Source organism: Streptomyces violascens (genome assembly GCF_014649955.1).
Taxonomy (GTDB): domain Bacteria; phylum Actinomycetota; class Actinomycetes; order Streptomycetales; family Streptomycetaceae; genus Streptomyces; species Streptomyces violascens.
The window spans coordinates 263,628-279,193 of record NZ_BMUA01000006.1 but is presented as its reverse complement, the minus strand read 5'-3'; the positions used below and the strand labels follow the sequence as shown (position 1 = coordinate 279,193).

The window sequence follows — 15,566 nt, the reverse complement described above, 5'->3', positions numbered from 1 at the left end:
AGCGCCCTCCAGACCACTGTCCGGCGAGATGTACGGTCCAATTCGTAAAGGGGGGCAGGACCGGTGGCCCTGCACATGGCGGTGGAGGTGGTCAGGGACTCCTCGAATTCCCTGACCTCGCAGATCCAGAATTTCATCAAACGGGAGATAGCCGAGGGAATTCTCCATCCCGGCACCCGGCTGCCGTCCAGCAGGCGGCTCGCCGACGACCTCGACGTGTCACGCAGCGTGGTCGTGGAGGCGTACGGCCAACTCGTCGCCGAGGGCTACCTGGAGGCGGTCCAGGGCGCGGGCACCCGGGTCGTACGCCATCTCGGGGACGACCGGTCCGTGGTGCCCGCGCTGCTCGACGACCGGGCGGCGGCCGACCCGCTCGACGCGCCGCCCGCGCCGGTCCGCTGGGACCTGCGGCCCAGCGGCGGCAACCTCCCGGCGTTCCCGCGCCGCGAGTGGCTCGGCTGCTACCAGCGGGTGCTGTACAAGGCGGACTCGGGCGACCACGACTACCCGTCGCTGGCGGGAGAGCCGGACCTGCGCCTCGAACTCGCCGGCTGTCTCGGCCGGTTGAGAGGAGTGCGGACCACGCCCGCCGGGCTGATGGTGGTGGCCGGGTTCGCCCAGACGCTCGGCCTGATGTGTGCGGTCCTGCCCCGGATCGGCATCGACGCGCTCGCAATCGAGGACCCGGGCCACCCCGGGCAGCGCCAGTTCGTGCGCGAGAGCGGGCTGCGGGCCGTGCCGGTCCCGGTCGACGCGGAGGGCATCGACGTCGAGGCACTGGCCGCCTCGGGCGCCCGCGCCGTCCTGGTCACCCCCGGCCACCAGTTCCCGACCGGGGTCACGCTCTCGCCGCGCCGCCGCGAGGCCCTTGCCCGGTGGGCACGCGACGTCGACGGCTGGATCATCGAGGACGACTACGACGGAGGGCTCTGGTACGAACGCGGCGCCCGGCCCCTCGCGTTGCAGCGCACCGACCCCGAGCGGGTCGTCTACGCCGGCACCGCGAGCAAGTCCCTCGCTCCCGGCCTGCGGCTCGGCTGGCTGGCCGCGCCCGCGCCCCTGCTCGACCTCCTGATGCGAGCCCGCGCCCGCCAGGACCTCGGCACCGAGACCCTCACCCAGCTGACCTTCGCCGAACTCCTGCGCACCGGCCTCTTCGACCGCCACCTGCGCCGGCTCAACTCCCTGGCCCGCAGCCGCCGGGAGTCCCTGGAGGAGGCCGTACGCCGCCACCTTCCCGGGGCCGCGGTGCTCGGCCGGGGCGCCGGTCTGCACGCCTACCTCCAGCTGCCCCGGGGCACCGACGAGGCGGCTCTGGTCGCCCGGGCGCTGCGCCGCTCGGTGCTGCTGCGCGGCGCGGCCAGCTTCCACGCCGGGCCGGGACGCGGCGCCCCGGCCCTGGTGATCGGCCACGCCCACCTGCCGCGCTCCGGAGTCGGCGAGGCCGTCCGGCAGCTGGCGGCGGCCGCCCGCTGATGGATCAGACCCGGGAGAGCCCCGCAGGGGAGTGCCAACTCACCGCGGAAGCAAGGAAGTTGTCCAGCATCGTGAGCCCGCCCGTGGTGGTGATGCTCTCCGGGTGGAACTGCACGCCCTCGATCGGCAGGGTGCGGTGGCGCAGCCCCATCAGATAGCCGTGGTCGACGGCGACCGCCGTGGAGACCAGCTCCTCGGGGAGCGGCTCGGCGACGATCAGCGAGTGGTACCGGGTCACCTCCAGGGTGTGCCCGAGCCCCTCGAAGAGCCCGGCCCCGTCGTGCCGCACCGTGCTGGTCCGCCCGTGCATCACCTGGTCCGCCACCTCGACCCGCCCGCCGTGCGCGAGCGCGATCGCCTGGTGCCCCAGACACACGCCGAGCAGCGGAACCCGTCCGGCGAACTCGTGCACCAGCTCCACATGGCCGGACTGCGCGGGATGCCCGGGCCCGGGACCCAGCACCACAGCGTCGGGCTCGCGCCCGGCGAGCTCGCCGGGGGAGAGCGTGTGGGACCGTACGACCTCGGTCCGCGCCCCCAGGGTGCGCAGATACTGGTCGATGATGTGCACGAAACTGTCGTACGCGTCGATCAGCAGCACCTTCATGTCCGTGACGTCTCCTTCGGCCTGTGCGGTTCGGGTCACGACGACAGCTCCTGACCGGTGAGCGCCCAGTAGGCGGCCCCCATCTTCGCCAGCGTCTCGCGCCACTCGGACTCGGGCTCCGACTGGGCGACCATGCCCGCCGAGCTCTGCGTGGAGTACGTCTCGCCGTCGTACTCGATGGTGCGGATGGTGAGCGCCAGCTCGCTCCAGCCGCGTACGTCGACCAGGCCCACCGCGCCCGCGTAGCTGCCGCGCCGCTCCTGCTCCAGGCTGTCGATGATCTCCATGGCGCGGACCTTGGGCGCACCCGTCATCGTGCCCGCGGGGAAGGTCGCGCGCATCGCCTGCCAGGTGTCGACGTCCGGCTCCAGGCGGCCCGAGACCGTCGAGACGAGATGGAAGACGTGCGAGTACGTCTCCACCGCCATCAGCCGGTCCACCGGCTGGGTGCTCGGCCGGGTCACCCGCCCGATGTCGTTGCGGCACAGGTCGACCAGCATGATGTGCTCGGCCTGCTCCTTGGTGCTCTCGCGCATCTCCTTGATGCGGCGCTCGTTCTCCTCCGCGTCCGCGCAGCGCCGCGCGGTGCCCGCGATCGGCCGCATCGTGATCTCGTCGCCCTCGATCCGGTAGAACAGCTCGGGGCTGGCTCCGATGAGGGTCCGCCCGGCGCGCGGCATCAGGTACATGTAGGGCGACGGGTTGCGGCCGCGCAGCCTCCGGTAGACGTCGACCGGCTCCAACTCGGTGCGCACATCGATGCGGTGGCCGAGCTGGATCTGGTAGATGTCGCCGACCCGGATGTGCTCCAGGCACCGGTCGGCCCAGCCGAGGAAGGTCTCCCGGCTTACGCTGTCGCGCACGGAGAGCGGCTCCGGCGCCTCAGGCACCGGCTCGTCCCCGCCTGCGCCCCAGGCGGCCCCGGCGGCGAGGACCGCGTCCGCACCTCTCGGCCGGTCCGCGAACGCCGGGCTCTCCGCGCTGAGTTGGCGCACCCCGCCGTCGGCCAGGTCGTACCAGACGGTGTCGCGGAAGAGCGTGAGCGTGATGTCCGGGCCGTTCGGCGCCTTGCTGCGCTCGGGCAGGCGCTCCATGTGCCAGGCGGACTCGTACGCGAAGGTCGTCAGGAACCCGAAGGCGTACGCCGTCGTCGGGATGTCGGTGGCCACGTCGAACAGCGCCTGCGCCCCGGCCAGTACGTCCCACATCTGCCCGGCGTCGGCGAACGTCAGCCGGTGCACCCCGGACTCGACCGTGTGGCCGGCGAGACCGGCCGCACCGGCCCGCCCGGCCAGCGCCTCGGCGATCCGCGCGGCCCCGTCGATCTCCAGGTAGTCCTCGTGGACCCGGATCTCGGCGAGCCGGCCGAACCCGACGACGGCCCAGCGGCGGTCCTGGTCGGCGCCGTCCACGCTTTCGAAGAGGAATACGTCATCGGCGGCGAGGCTTTCGCGCAGCCGGACGTACAAATCGAGAGGATCGTGGTGCGGCAGCGCCGTATCGGTGACCCGCACACCGATCGTGCTGATTCCCGGCATGGTGAACTCCTCGTGCAGGAAGGACGGTTGGGAATGTGCGCCGACGCGGACCACTCGGCCATGAGCAGCAAATCAGCGGGCATACCACCGGTGCCAGACCAATCGGCGAGCCCCGATACGGACCACTCGCGATTCGCTTGACCCCGGCGGCCCGATTGGGCTGATCTGTTACCGGTCCGGTCCGACGCAGCCCTGTTATCGCCTGTTGTGGACCCGCCCCGAAACACTTTTCTCGCCCCACTTTCGCCAAGCCGCTCCTCCTCCCCGCCAGCCGTACCGGAGGCAGTAATGAGAAACAGCATCTGGGACCCGACAGCGAAGACTGCGGCCGAAAGCGCCGCCGAATCCTGGCGCGCCCGTCCCGCCGCCCAGCAGCCCGAATGGCCCGATGCGGACGAACTGCGTTCCGTCACCGCGGGGTTGGAGAAGTCACCGCCCCTGGTCTTCGCCGCCGAGTGCGATCTGCTGCGCCGGCGCATGGCCGCGGTCGCCCGCGGCGAGGCCGTGCTGCTGCAGGGCGGCGACTGCGCCGAGACGTTCGCGGGCACCACGACCGACGGCATCCACGGCAAGCTCAAGACGCTGCTTCAGATGGCCGCCGTACTCACCCACGCAGCGGCCCTGCCGGTCGTCAAGATCGGCCGGATGGCAGGCCAGTACGCCAAGCCGCGCTCCCAGAACCAGGAGCACCGCGACGGCGTGACCCTGCCGTCCTACCGGGGCGACGCGGTCAACGGCCTGGAGTTCACCGCCGCCTCGCGCCGCCCCGACCCGCAGCGGCTGCGCAAGATGTACGAGGCCTCGACCACCACGCTCAACCTGGTGCGGGCCCTGACCACCGGCGGTTTCGCGGACCTCAGCCAAGTGCACGCCTGGAACCGGGGGTTCGTGGCCGACTCGCACGTGGGCGAGCAGTACGAGGAGCTCGCCGACGAGATCGACCGCAGCCTCGCCTTCATGAAGGCGTGCGGCGTGGACACCCGGGAGCTGGGCACGGCCGAGTTCTTCGTCGGCCACGAGGGTCTGCTCCTCGACTACGAGGCGGCCCTGACCCGCACCGAAGCCGAGTCCGGCCGTACGTATGCCACCAGCGCCCACCTGCTGTGGATCGGCGAGCGGACCCGGGACCTGGACGGGGCGCACGTCGAGTACTTCTCGCGCATCGACAACCCCATCGCGGTCAAGCTCGGGCCCACCACCAGCCCCGACACCGTCCTCGGGCTGCTCGACCGGCTCGACCCGGACCGCGACCCGGGCCGGCTGACCTTCGTGGTCCGGGCCGGCGCCGAGCGCATCCGCGATCTGCTGCCCACCCTGGTGGAGAAGGTGAATGCGGAGGGGGCGCAGGTCTGCTGGGTCAGCGACCCGATGCACGGCAACACGATCACCGCCGCGAGCGGGCACAAGACCCGCCGGTTCGACGCGATCCTGGACGAGGTGCGCGGCTTCGTCGAGGTGCACGACGCGCTGGGCAGCCACCCGGGTGGCATCCATGTGGAGCTCACCGGCGACGACGTCACCGAGTGCGTGGGCGGTGGCAACGCGGTCCTCGCCGAGGAGCTGCACCACCGCTACGAGACGGCCTGCGACCCCCGCCTCAACCACACCCAGTCCCTGGACCTGGCCTTCCGGCTGGCCCGGATGTACCGCGAGCGCGGCCCGGTCAACGCCCGGCCGCGGAGCCTTCGATGATGTCGAACGGCGGGTGCTGGGCCAGATAGAAGTGATCCCCGGGCAGTGTCCGCACGTCGAACGCACCCCGGGTCGACTCCCGCCAGGCGGACGCCTGCTGGAGCGTCACCCGGGGGTCGTCGGCCCCGACCAGGGCCGTCACGGCGCAGCCCAACGGGGTGCGCGGCGGCGCGTCGTACGAGGCGAGCATGCGGAAATCGGCCCCGATATAGGGCAGGACGAGTTCCACGAAAGCGGGATTGCGCAGGAGCTCGGCATCGGTGCCGCCGAGTTCCACGAGAGTGGTCGCGATGGATTCGTCGTCCCAGTGGGCACCGGGATCGGGCCGCATCAGATGAGGGGCCCGCGCGCCCGAGGCGAAGAAATGATCGAGCTCCATTCCGCGGCTCGCAAGCTCCACGGCGGCCTCGTACGCGACGATGGCTCCCATGCTGTGTCCGAAAAACACCGTGGGCCGCCCGTCCTCACCCATCAACCGGGCTGCTTCCTGGGCGATTTCCCGTGCCATGGGAATCAACTCGGCGGCGGGCGTCTCGGCAATCCGCTCCGCACGTCCGGGATAGCACACCGCGTGAACATCGAAATCGCCGAGCGCCTTGCCCCAGCCCCGGAAGAAATAGGGCGAGCCTCCGGCGTGCGGAAAACAGACCACCCGCCGCGCCGCGAACGGCTGAGGCGCGACGCGTTGTATCCAGACCATTTGTTGCCCCCAAGACCCGTGCGGCGTGGCTCCGCATACGTGCGGTCCATGATCCGGTCGGGGGCTGACAGGGGGCTGACATCCTCGGCCGCGCGAAAGAGGCGCACCCGGTGCCGCGGGCGCGCCTCTCTCTGCTCTGCGGGAGACGCTCGCGTCAGACGTCGTAGTCCTGGTCGAAGCGGTCCTGCGCCTCCTGCTGGGCGCGCTGGGTCTCGCTCTGGGCCTTGTCCTGGGCTTGGCGGGCGCGCTCCTGAGTCTGGTCCTTCTTGTCGCCCATCGCCTGCTTGGCCTTGTTCTTGAGCTCCTGCGACTTGTCGTCGAACTGGTCCTTGATGCCCATCTGGCGTCACTCCTACAGGGGTGTGAGGGGGCGGGGGGCCGGGGCTGTTCCCGCGGCTCCCCGGGGCCTCGACCAGCGTGGCACGGAGGGACATTCCACGCATGTCAAGCCGTTACGGACAGTGCTCGGGCGTGGACGCGCGCGGTAGGGTCGAGGTCCGTGATCGAATTCAGGCCTCCCGACGCTCCCCTCCGTATCGCCGCCGCGCAGGCGCAGGCCGTTCCCGGCGATGTCGAGACCAACGCTGCCGCCGTGGCGCGGATGATCCGGGCCGCCGGGGAGGGCGGGGCGCGTGTCGCCGTCTTTCCCGAGAAGTTCCTCAGCGGCTACGAGATAGATCTGATCCGCGCCGACCCCGAGCGCTGTGCCGTACGGCCGGACGACCCCCGGCTCGCCCCGATCGCCGAGGCCTGCCGGGCGAGCGGGGTCACCGCCGTGGTCGGGGCCGCCGTACAGGACGGCGGGGAGCTGTACGTGTCCGCCCTCGCCGTCGACGGAACCGGCGTCGTCGGCCGCTACGACAAGCAGACCCTGTTCCAGCACGAGCGGGCGGTCTACCGCCAGGGTCGCGCCGGTGCGACCCTCCAAGTGGGCGGCTGGCGGCTGGGGTTGGGGGTCTGCTACGACTCCGGGTTCCCCGAGCACGCCCGCGCCGCCGCCCTCGACGGCTGCCACGCCTATGTCGTGGGCGCCCTGTTCGGCGAGGGCGGCGGCCACCACGAGTCCCGGATCTGGTTCCCGGCCCGGGCCTTCGACAACACGGTGTACGCGGTGCTCTCCAACCACGTGGGCGTGACCGGGGGCTGGCGCGCCTGCGGGGGCAGCGCGGTGTGGGGCCCCGACGGACGCGTCGTCGCCGAGGCCGGCCCCACGGACGAGGAACTCGTCCTCGCCGACCTGCTCCCTGAACACCTGCACGCGGCCCGCGAGGCGGAGCCGATGCTGCGCGACCTGCACGACACGGGGGCCGAGCCGCGCACGGTCCTGGGGTCGAACCGGGCCCGGTAACCCGCTGGTCGAGCGGCCCGCGGTGCGCCAGAGTGGGAGCCGACCCCACCAGGAGGAGATGAGCGATGTCGTACCCCGAGCCCCGGTATTTCGGCGAGAAGGGCGAGGTCAACGCGGTGTTCCGGCCGGCGGACACGCCCGCCGAACTGGCCGCGCCGAACGGGAGCCGTACGCATTACCTCGCCACCACGGAGTCCACGCAGGGCGAGTTCGGGCTCTACCGGCTCGACATGGCGCCCCGCGCCGGCGGCCCCAGCACCCACTTCCACCGCACGATCTCGGAGACCTTCTTCATCCTCGACGGCACGGTCCGCCTCTACAACGGCGAGCGGTGGACCGAGGCCGGCAAGGGCGACTTCCTGTACGTCCCGACCGGCGGCCTGCACGGCTTCCGCAACGACTCCGACGAGGCCGCCTCGATGCTGCTCCTCTTCGCGCCGGGCGCCCCGCGCGAGGAGTACTTCGAGAAGGTGGGCGAGGTCGCCCGGCTGAGCCCGCAGGAACGCACCGAGTTCTTCCTGAAGCACGACACGTACTGGACGGACTGAGGGCCCCATCGGGCACCCCCTAGCCCGCCCGCGGGGCCGGCTCCGCCACCCAGCCCGCGGTGAGGACCAGGCGTGAGGTGCGGTGTACGGCCAGGAAGCCGAAGGGGCGGTCGAAGGCCGCCTCTAGCCGCCTCACCCGGTACGGCGGGGGAGGCGGGACGCTGCCTGGGGCCGTCGCGACCGCGGTCACCGTGCCGGCGCGGAAGCCGAGTTCGCCGAAGGTCGCCCTCGCCGCCTGCCGCGCCGAGGCGATGGCCAGCGGTGCGGGGCTGATGCCGTCGAAGTGGCCGCTCGTCCGATCGCTCGCCGCCGCCAGGCCGAACAGGCGTGCCGATGCCAGCAGGTCGTGCTCTGCGGAGAGGTCGAACGGCACGGTGGTGACGTCGAGTTGGGGCTCCTGGGTGTTGCTGCGCACCTCCTGCACCGTCAGGCCCGGGCCCACCGCGCCCTGGACCAGGCGGTCCCCGGGCACGACCGGGCAGCGCCCCGCGAGGACGTCGACGCCGCCTGCCAGTACCTGACCTGCCATCAACTCCTCTTCGCCGAGCAGGAGATGGACGTCCACGCCGGTGTCGCCGAGGGCCCTGAGTACGGTCAGCGGGCCGTGTGCGGTCTCGGCGACGGCGACCTCGTCGAGCAGTGCGGTGGAGCGGCGCAGGGTGGTCGGCCGGCGATCGGCCCACGGCCCGGACCCGGGGTGCCTGGTCGAAACCCGGAAGGGCTCGACCCAGTCCGTCCGTACCGCCTGGGCCGCCGCGAGGATCAGCTCGGTGTCCGCGTCTGCCGCCACCGGCATGGCCTCGATCAGCCCGTCCGTGTGCTCGGATGCCCAGGCGTCCAGGGCCTTGCGGTCCGTCGCGGGGTCCGAGGTGAGCACCCCGTGGGTGCCCGGCGGGAGTTCGGCCGACCACTCGGGGCGCAGCGGCAGCGTCCGCCTGGTCCACAGCCCGGTCGCCGCGCGCACCCCGGGGATCATGCCGACATGGGCCAGGAACTCCCGGGCGGCGGCGGCCGCGTCCTCGGGGCGCAGGCCCACGGCGTCCGCCAGCTCGGCCCTCGCCGGGCCGTGCGCACCGGCCGCGAGGAGGGCGAGCAGCGGCCAGACGCCGGCCGCCGAGAAGACGGTGCCCGTCCTGCCCGCGTGGGTGCTTCCCCACCGTGCCGTCAGCGCGTTGGCCGCTTCGATCGCGGCAGCCCCGGATGCCATCCCGCCCCTCATTCCCCCGTGCTCGCCCGCGTACGATGCGCATTCGCGCAACAGTTCGCCGCAGCCCTATGAGGAGCACCGTACCCGTGGAGATACCGCCGCCGCCCGCACCCGGGCAGCAGCCACAGGAGCCGCAACCGGGCCAGGGGTACGGCTGGCCGGCGCCGCCTCAGGCGCCGGGGGGACACCCGGGTCCGGGCCCGGGCCCGTACCTCGGGCAGCCGATGAACGGCGGGCCCTGGTATCCGTATCCGCAGGCGCCGCAGCAGCCGCCGGTGAGCGGGCTCGCCATCGGCTCGCTGATCGCCGGCATCCTGTGCTGCATACCCCCGCTCGGTCTGATCCTGGGTGTCGTCGCGCTCGGGCAGATCAAGAAGAAGGGGCTGCGCGGCAAGGGCATGGCCGTCGCCGGCGTCGTGCTCTCGGCGCTCAGCACGCTGCTGCTGATCGTCTCGATCGCGACGGGCGGACTCGCGGACGGCTGGCGGGGCTTCAAGGACGGCTGGAACGACTCCGTCTCCGGCACCCGCAGCACCCTCGACCTGCGCAAGGGTGACTGCTTCGACGTGCCCGGCGGCAAGCTGGAGCGCGAGGTCGTCTCCGTACGGACCGTGCCGTGCAAGGGCAAGCACGACGCCGAGGTCTCCGGCTCGTTCCGGCTGAACGAGAACGGCGTCTACCCGGGCGCGGACGCCATCTCCACCGAGGCCGACGCGCGGTGCTGGGAGGTGGAGCAGGCGTACGCCATGGACAGCTGGAAGATCCCGGCGGGCGCGGAGCCTTACTACTACACGCCGAGCCCGAAGAGCTGGGCGCTCGGCGACCACAGCGTCACCTGCGCGTTCGCCTCGGAGGGCGGCAAGCTCGAAGGGTCGGTGCGCAATGACGCCGGCACGCTCGACGCCGACCAGCTCGCGTTCCTGAAGGCCGCGAACGACGTGGAGCGCACGCTGGCCAAGGCCCCCGACGAGGACCGGGTCGAGGACGACCTGCCCGGCTTCAAGAAGTGGGCGGGGGAGATGACCGGCACGCTGGGCCTGGATGCCGAGGACCTGACCGCGCACACCTGGTCGGCCGGCAAGCTCGCGTCCGTGCAGGCGTACATCGACGGCATGAAGACCGCGCAGATGGAGTGGGTGAAGGCGTCGGGCGCCGCCGACGCGGACGCGTTCTACCTGCACTCCGGGGCGGCGGACAAGGCGATGAAGCAGGCCGACGAGATCGCCGCGCGCGCCGCCCTCGGCCTCGCGACGACCCCGCCGTCCACCGACGGGCACCCCGGCGGCGGTGGCGGCGGAGCCGGCGGCAGTGGGGGCACCGGTTCCGGAACCGGTGGTTCCAAAAGCGTCTGAGGGGGTCTCGGGGAGGGCAGAACGTATCCGCTGTACCGCGGGTTCGCCCTGGGCAGAGGCTCTTCATCACTTCGAGTGAATGTCTGGCCTTTGCTTGCGGTCACCAACCCACGGTTGCCACGCTGTTGCTGTCTGTCAACCTGATGGGAGTGGCCCGTGACATTCGGTGAGCAGCCCGCCTATCTGCGCGTAGCCGGCGATCTGAGGCAGAAGATCGTGGACGGTTCGCTGCCGCCGCACACCCGGCTCCCCTCGCAGGCCAGGATCCGCGAGGAGTACGGGGTTTCGGACACCGTGGCGCTCGAAGCCCGCAAGGTCCTGATGGCCGAGGGCCTGGTCGAGGGCCGCTCCGGATCGGGCACCTATGTGCGCGAGCGCCCGGTGCCGCGCCGGGTCGCCCGCTCCGGTTATCGGCCCACGAAGGGCGCGAGCCCGTTCCGTCAGGAGCAGGCCGAGGAGGCGGCGCGCGGGACCTGGGAGTCCCGCAGCGAGCAGGAGGAGGCCACCGCCGAGATCGCCAAGCGGCTGGGCATCCGCCCCGGCGACCGTGTCATGCGCACGCGGTACGTGTTCCGCGACGCGGGCGAGCAGATGATGCTGTCCACGTCGTGGGAACCCCTCTCCGTCACCGGCCGCACACCGGTAATGCTGCCCGAGGAGGGGCCGCTCGGTGGGTGCGGGGTGGTCGAGCGGATGGGCGCGATCGACGTCGTGGTGGACAACGTGGTCGAGGAGGTCGGTGCGCGCCCGGGTCTCGCGGAGGAACTCCTCGCGCTCGGCGGGGTCCCCGGCCATGTCGTCCTGGTCATCGAGCGGACGTACTACGCCTCGGGGCTCGCGGTCGAGACGGCCGACGTCGTCGTCCCGGCCGACCGCTACCGGATCGCGTACCACCTGCCCGTGAAATAACCGCCCCGGCACACCGAGAAGGGGGCGCACCCGAGAGGTGCGCCCCCTTCTCGGTGTGCCGCCGATGACCGAATTCGTATCTCTTTGTGTAAACCCGTATCCGCTGAGTAAAGGTCAGGCGTAGGCTCGGGCATATGCGGATTGCGGTTTCCTGGGGATGCTTACTGACCTGCACGCCGACGCCGGGAGAGGTGCGATGAACGACAGTGGGGCTGTACTCGCCTGGCAGGTGATACGTCAGGACGACAACGGCAACCAGTACCGCGTCGGCAAGTACGCCACGCGCGCCGAGGCCGAGCAGATGGCCGACCGCCTCGACGTCCGCGGGCACAAGCAGCTCTACTGGGTCGAGCGGATCGGCGCCCCCGCCCAGCAGTAGCCCTTCCCGCAGGCAGGATGCGGGACGGCCCACGGGCGCGCGTTACGCTCCGGCGCATGAACGAGACCGTGGTGGTGGCCGGAGCCGTGTACGACCGGGGGCGCCTGCTCGCCGCCCGCCGCAGCGCCCCGCCCGAGCTGGCCGGCCGCTGGGAACTGCCCGGCGGCAAAGTGGAACCGGGCGAGAGCCCGCAACAGGCCCTCGTACGCGAACTCCGTGAGGAACTCGGCATCGAGACCGAGCCCCTTGAACGCATCGCGGGGGAGTGGCCCCTGAAGCCCGGCCTCGTCCTGCACGCCTGGACCGCGCGGCTGCTCGACGGCGAGCCCCGCCCGCTCCAGGACCACGACGAACTCCGCTGGCTCGCCCCCGAGGAGGCCGACGCCGTCGACTGGCTGCCCCAGGACCTCCCGGCGGTAGCGGAAGCGATGCGCATCCTGGGGGCCTTGAGCCGTTCGGGGCCCGGCGCCGCGCCCTGAAGGGGCGCGGGGCTGTGACATGGTGCGGCTCCGCCGCGTGGGCGCGACCAGCCCCGACGGTCCGCAGTCGGATGCGCCCCTTGGTCACCCCTTCTCACCCTCCCTGCGGAGCGAGACGCCGCCATACGCCCCACTTGGGGATAGGCCATACCAAATATCGGGTATGTGCCTATTAATCGTTTCTAAACCCCCCGAACCATCGGATGCGGGTGATCGGCGTGATCGACACCTCGGGCGAGTGCGCCGAGTGGACCTTCCCTGCTGAACCGGGGGCCGTACGGACCGCCAGGCACGCCGTCCGGGACGCCCTGCGCGGCTGGGCCCTCGACGGCGCGGCCGTGGACGTGGCGGTGCTCCTGGTCAGCGAGCTGGTGACCAACTCCCTGCGCTACGCGTCGGGGCCCATCGGGGTCCGGCTCGACCGGCTCGACAACACCACCCTGCTGGTGGAGGTTTCCGATCCGCTTCCAGATCCGCCGGTCGAACGCACAGCCGGAATCGACGACGAAGGGGGCCGGGGCATACAGCTCGTAGCCTGTTCCGCCCGGCGCTGGGGGACCCGCCACGGCAGAACGGGCAAGACCGTGTGGTTCGAGCTGGCTCTGCATGGTTAGAAGGAGGGAGGGACGGACGATCACAAGCCCCGGTTGAGAACCGGCCGACATCGGCTGGAAAAGAACGAGACCGGGTCGTGATCGTGAACGCCGTGCCGGCTGGGGCCGTAGTGCTGAATACTGCGGTCAAGGCCGGTCCGGTGCGGTGAGCTGGAGGGGACGGTCGCGTGAGCGAGATACCTGAGACGGCTGGCGATGTCGTGTGGCAGAGCAGCCCGCCTGGCTCGATCTATGACTACATCCGCGTCGCCTCGTTCTCGATCGGGCCCGACGGGCTGATCGAGCAGTGGAGCCTGCGGGCCGAGGAGCAGTTCGGCCTGGCCGCGGCCACCGTGATCGGCCGCGACCCCGTCGAGGCGTTCATGCCCCCCGAGCTGCGCCCGCGCGGCCACCGCCGGGTCACCGAGATCCTGGACGGCAAGGAGTGGACCGGCGTCGTCCCCTTCCGCATGCCGTCGCCCGACGGGGGCGACCGTGCCCAGGGTCTCGCCGAGCTCTACGTCATGCCGAGCCGTACGGCCGCCGACGAACGGGCGGCCCTTTGTATCGTCGTCGACGTACGCGCCCTGCGCGGCATCGAAACCGACCTGGCCGCCTCGCAGGCCATTTTTGGTCAATCTCCCTATGGCTTCCTGCTGTTCGGTACGGATCTCACGGTGCTGCGCGCCAACCGGCGGTTCGCCACCGTCTTCGGCGGGGCCCCCGAGGAACACCGTGGCCACACCGTCCACGACTACCTCTCCCGCCCCGAGGCCGACCGGATGTCCGTCGCGCTGCAGCGGGTCCTGGACACCGGGGAGTCCGTCAACGACCTGCAGATAGTGGGCTCCGCGCCCGGCGGCAGCGACCACAGGCACTGGTCGATCAACCTCTACCGGGTGCACAGCGGCACCGGGCGCCCGATCGGCGTCGCGGGCCTCGGCATCGATGTGACCCGCCGCCACAACGCGGCCCGCGAGGCCGCCGACGCCCGCCGCAACCTCGCCCTCCTGAACGAGGCGGGCGCCCGCATGGGCAACTCCCTCGACCTGGAGACCACCGCCCGCGAACTCCTCGACATCACCGTCCCCGGCTTCTGCGACCTCGCCTCCGTCGACCTCTACCAGACCCTGCTCGCCGGCGACGACCCCGGCGCCGGCCCCTCCGACGGGCGCGGCGAACTGCGCCGGGTCGCCTTCGCGAGCGCCGTCTCGGACGGGCCGCTGGCCGGCGGCGAGAGGGAGGTGGGCGTCGGCGACGTACACCGCTACCGGTTCCACTCGCCGTACGCGAGCGCCCTGCGCACCGCCCGTGTGCACACCGTGCGGGGCGCGGACGGCGGGCTCGTGCACACCATCCTCGCCGTGCCGATGGTGGCCCACGACACCGTCGTCGGCCTGGTGCAGTTCGCCCGCGCCAAGGGCAGCGAGCCGTTCGGCGAGCGCGACCGGGCGCTCGCCACCGAGCTCGCCTCGCGCGCCGCCGTCTGCATAGACAACGCCCGCCTCTACCGAAGGGAGCACGAGCGCGCGCTGATCCTCCAGCGCTCCCTGCTCCCGCCCGGCGACCCCGAGGCCGCCGGGCTCGACATCGCCTGCCGCTATCTGCCCGGCAGCGCCGAGTCCGAGGTCGGCGGCGACTGGTTCGACGTCATCGAACTGCCCGGCCACCGCACCGCGCTCGTCATCGGCGACGTGATGGGCCGCGGGCTGCGCGCCGCCGTCGCCATGGGCGAACTGCGCACCGCGGTGCGGACGTTGGCGCTGCTCGACCTCGAACCGGCCGAGGTCCTCTCCCACCTCGACGAGATCGCCCGCGGGCTCGGCGCGCCCGGCGGCAGCCAGCAGGCGTCCCGGGTCGCCCACAAGTCCCGCGACGCCGACCTCTCCGAGGTCTACCTCGCGACCTGTGTGTACGCGGTCTACGACCCGGTCACCCGGCGCTGTACGTTCGCCAACGCCGGGCACCTGCCACCCGTCCTGGTCGAACCCGGCGACGACCCGGGCGAGCCCGCGATGCTCCTGGACGTCCCGCCCGGGCTGCCGCTCGGGGTTGGCGGCGAGCCCTTCGAGGAGGTCGAGGTCGACCTGCCCGAGGGTGCGCTGCTCGCCCTCTACACCGACGGCCTCGTCGAGTCCCGGGACCACCCCCTCGACGAGGGCCTCAACGCCTTCCGCAAGACCCTCACCGACCCGGACCGCCCCCTGGAGGACGTCTGCGACCAGGTCCTCGGCTCCCTCGACACCCGCCACGGCGAGGACGACATCGCCCTGCTCCTCGCCCGCATCCAGGGCCTGCCCGCGGACGCGGTCGGCGACTGGCGCCTGCCGCGCGAACCCCGCTCGGTGGGCCGAGCCCGCGAGCTGGCCCGCACGCAGCTGCTGGCCTGGGACCTCGACGACCTCGTCGACACCACGGAACTCCTGGTCAGCGAGCTGGTAACCAACGCGCTGCGCTACGGCGACGGCGAGATCCGCCTCCGCCTCCTCCGCGACCGCACGCTGGTGTGCGAGGTGTGGGACGCGGGCCTGGTCCAGCCCAGGCGCCGCCGGGCCCGCGACACGGACGAGGGCGGGCGGGGCCTTCAGCTGGTAGGCCTGCTGAGCGCGGCCTGGGGCGCCCGCCGCACGCCGCGCGGCAAAACGGTGTGGTTCGAACTGCCCCTGCCGGACGGTGAGTCGCCCCCGCCGGAACTGACAGAGGAACAACTCCTGAGCATGTTCTGACCCCGTCTCCTC

General features: G+C 72.0%; 15 protein-coding genes. 10 read left to right on the top strand and 5 right to left on the bottom strand.

Going from position 1 to position 15,566, the window contains the following annotated elements; translation table 11 throughout:
* Window positions 1-63 precede the first annotated feature (63 nt).
* Window positions 64-1,476: a MocR-like pyridoxine biosynthesis transcription factor PdxR gene (gene pdxR, locus IE206_RS16145; RefSeq protein WP_189962838.1), complete on the top strand. Its 1,413-nt coding sequence runs from the start codon at window positions 64-66 to the stop codon at window positions 1,474-1,476.
* Between the two features lie 4 nt (window positions 1,477-1,480).
* On the opposite strand, the gene IE206_RS16140 is transcribed toward pdxR, so the two are convergent.
* Together IE206_RS16140 and IE206_RS16135 are read right to left on the bottom strand one after the other, a co-directional pair.
* Window positions 1,481-2,083: an anthranilate synthase component II gene (locus IE206_RS16140; protein ID WP_189962895.1), complete on the bottom strand. Its 603-nt coding sequence runs from the start codon at window positions 2,081-2,083 to the stop codon at window positions 1,481-1,483.
* A 35-nt stretch (window positions 2,084-2,118) separates the two neighbouring features.
* Window positions 2,119-3,621 (bottom strand): anthranilate synthase component I family protein, encoded by a 1,503-nt coding sequence (locus IE206_RS16135; RefSeq protein WP_189962837.1) that lies wholly within the window; start codon window positions 3,619-3,621, stop codon window positions 2,119-2,121.
* Between the two features lie 288 nt (window positions 3,622-3,909).
* On the opposite strand from IE206_RS16135, the gene IE206_RS16130 reads away from it, so the two are divergent.
* Entirely contained in the window at window positions 3,910-5,313 is a 1,404-nt protein-coding gene (locus IE206_RS16130; RefSeq protein ID WP_189962836.1) for a class II 3-deoxy-7-phosphoheptulonate synthase, read from the top strand.
* On the opposite strand, the gene IE206_RS16125 is transcribed toward IE206_RS16130, so the two are convergent.
* Together IE206_RS16125 and IE206_RS16120 are read right to left on the bottom strand one after the other, a co-directional pair.
* A complete protein-coding gene (locus tag IE206_RS16125) occupies window positions 5,285-6,013 on the bottom strand; it encodes a thioesterase II family protein (RefSeq protein ID WP_189962835.1) in 729 nt (242 codons plus the stop codon). The genes IE206_RS16130 and IE206_RS16125 overlap by 29 nt on opposite strands.
* 154 nt (window positions 6,014-6,167) lie before the next feature.
* Window positions 6,168-6,353, bottom strand: a complete 186-nt coding sequence (locus tag IE206_RS16120) for a hypothetical protein (RefSeq protein WP_189962834.1) — start codon at window positions 6,351-6,353, stop codon at window positions 6,168-6,170.
* Window positions 6,354-6,512: 159 nt separating this feature from the next.
* On the opposite strand from IE206_RS16120, the gene IE206_RS16115 reads away from it, so the two are divergent.
* Both IE206_RS16115 and IE206_RS16110 read left to right on the top strand, forming a co-directional pair.
* Window positions 6,513-7,361, top strand: a complete 849-nt coding sequence (locus IE206_RS16115; RefSeq protein WP_189962833.1) for a carbon-nitrogen hydrolase family protein — start codon at window positions 6,513-6,515, stop codon at window positions 7,359-7,361.
* Window positions 7,362-7,426: 65 nt separating this feature from the next.
* Entirely contained in the window at window positions 7,427-7,909 is a 483-nt protein-coding gene (locus IE206_RS16110) for a cupin domain-containing protein (protein WP_189962832.1), read from the top strand.
* A 19-nt stretch (window positions 7,910-7,928) separates the two neighbouring features.
* Here IE206_RS16110 and IE206_RS16105 read toward each other — a convergent pair whose 3' ends face one another.
* Window positions 7,929-9,116: a serpin family protein gene (locus tag IE206_RS16105; protein ID WP_189962831.1), complete on the bottom strand. Its 1,188-nt coding sequence runs from the start codon at window positions 9,114-9,116 to the stop codon at window positions 7,929-7,931.
* 86 nt (window positions 9,117-9,202) lie between these two features.
* Here IE206_RS16105 and IE206_RS16100 point away from each other — a divergent pair, with 86 nt between their 5' ends.
* The 6 genes from IE206_RS16100 (at window position 9,203) to IE206_RS16075 (ending at window position 15,554) form a co-directional block, all read left to right on the top strand.
* Entirely contained in the window at window positions 9,203-10,468 is a 1,266-nt protein-coding gene (locus IE206_RS16100; protein WP_189962830.1) for a DUF4190 domain-containing protein, read from the top strand.
* 156 nt (window positions 10,469-10,624) lie between these two features.
* Window positions 10,625-11,377: a GntR family transcriptional regulator gene (locus IE206_RS16095; protein WP_053729995.1), complete on the top strand. Its 753-nt coding sequence runs from the start codon at window positions 10,625-10,627 to the stop codon at window positions 11,375-11,377.
* Window positions 11,378-11,573: 196 nt separating this feature from the next.
* Window positions 11,574-11,756: an SPOR domain-containing protein gene (locus IE206_RS16090; protein ID WP_189962829.1), complete on the top strand. Its 183-nt coding sequence runs from the start codon at window positions 11,574-11,576 to the stop codon at window positions 11,754-11,756.
* Window positions 11,757-11,812: 56 nt separating this feature from the next.
* Window positions 11,813-12,235 (top strand): (deoxy)nucleoside triphosphate pyrophosphohydrolase, encoded by a 423-nt coding sequence (locus IE206_RS16085; RefSeq protein ID WP_189962828.1) that lies wholly within the window; start codon window positions 11,813-11,815, stop codon window positions 12,233-12,235.
* A 209-nt stretch (window positions 12,236-12,444) separates the two neighbouring features.
* Window positions 12,445-12,849 (top strand): ATP-binding protein, encoded by a 405-nt coding sequence (locus tag IE206_RS16080; RefSeq protein ID WP_189962894.1) that lies wholly within the window; start codon window positions 12,445-12,447, stop codon window positions 12,847-12,849.
* 167 nt (window positions 12,850-13,016) lie between these two features.
* Entirely contained in the window at window positions 13,017-15,554 is a 2,538-nt protein-coding gene (locus IE206_RS16075; protein ID WP_189962827.1) for a SpoIIE family protein phosphatase, read from the top strand.
* Window positions 15,555-15,566: the final 12 nt, after the last annotated feature.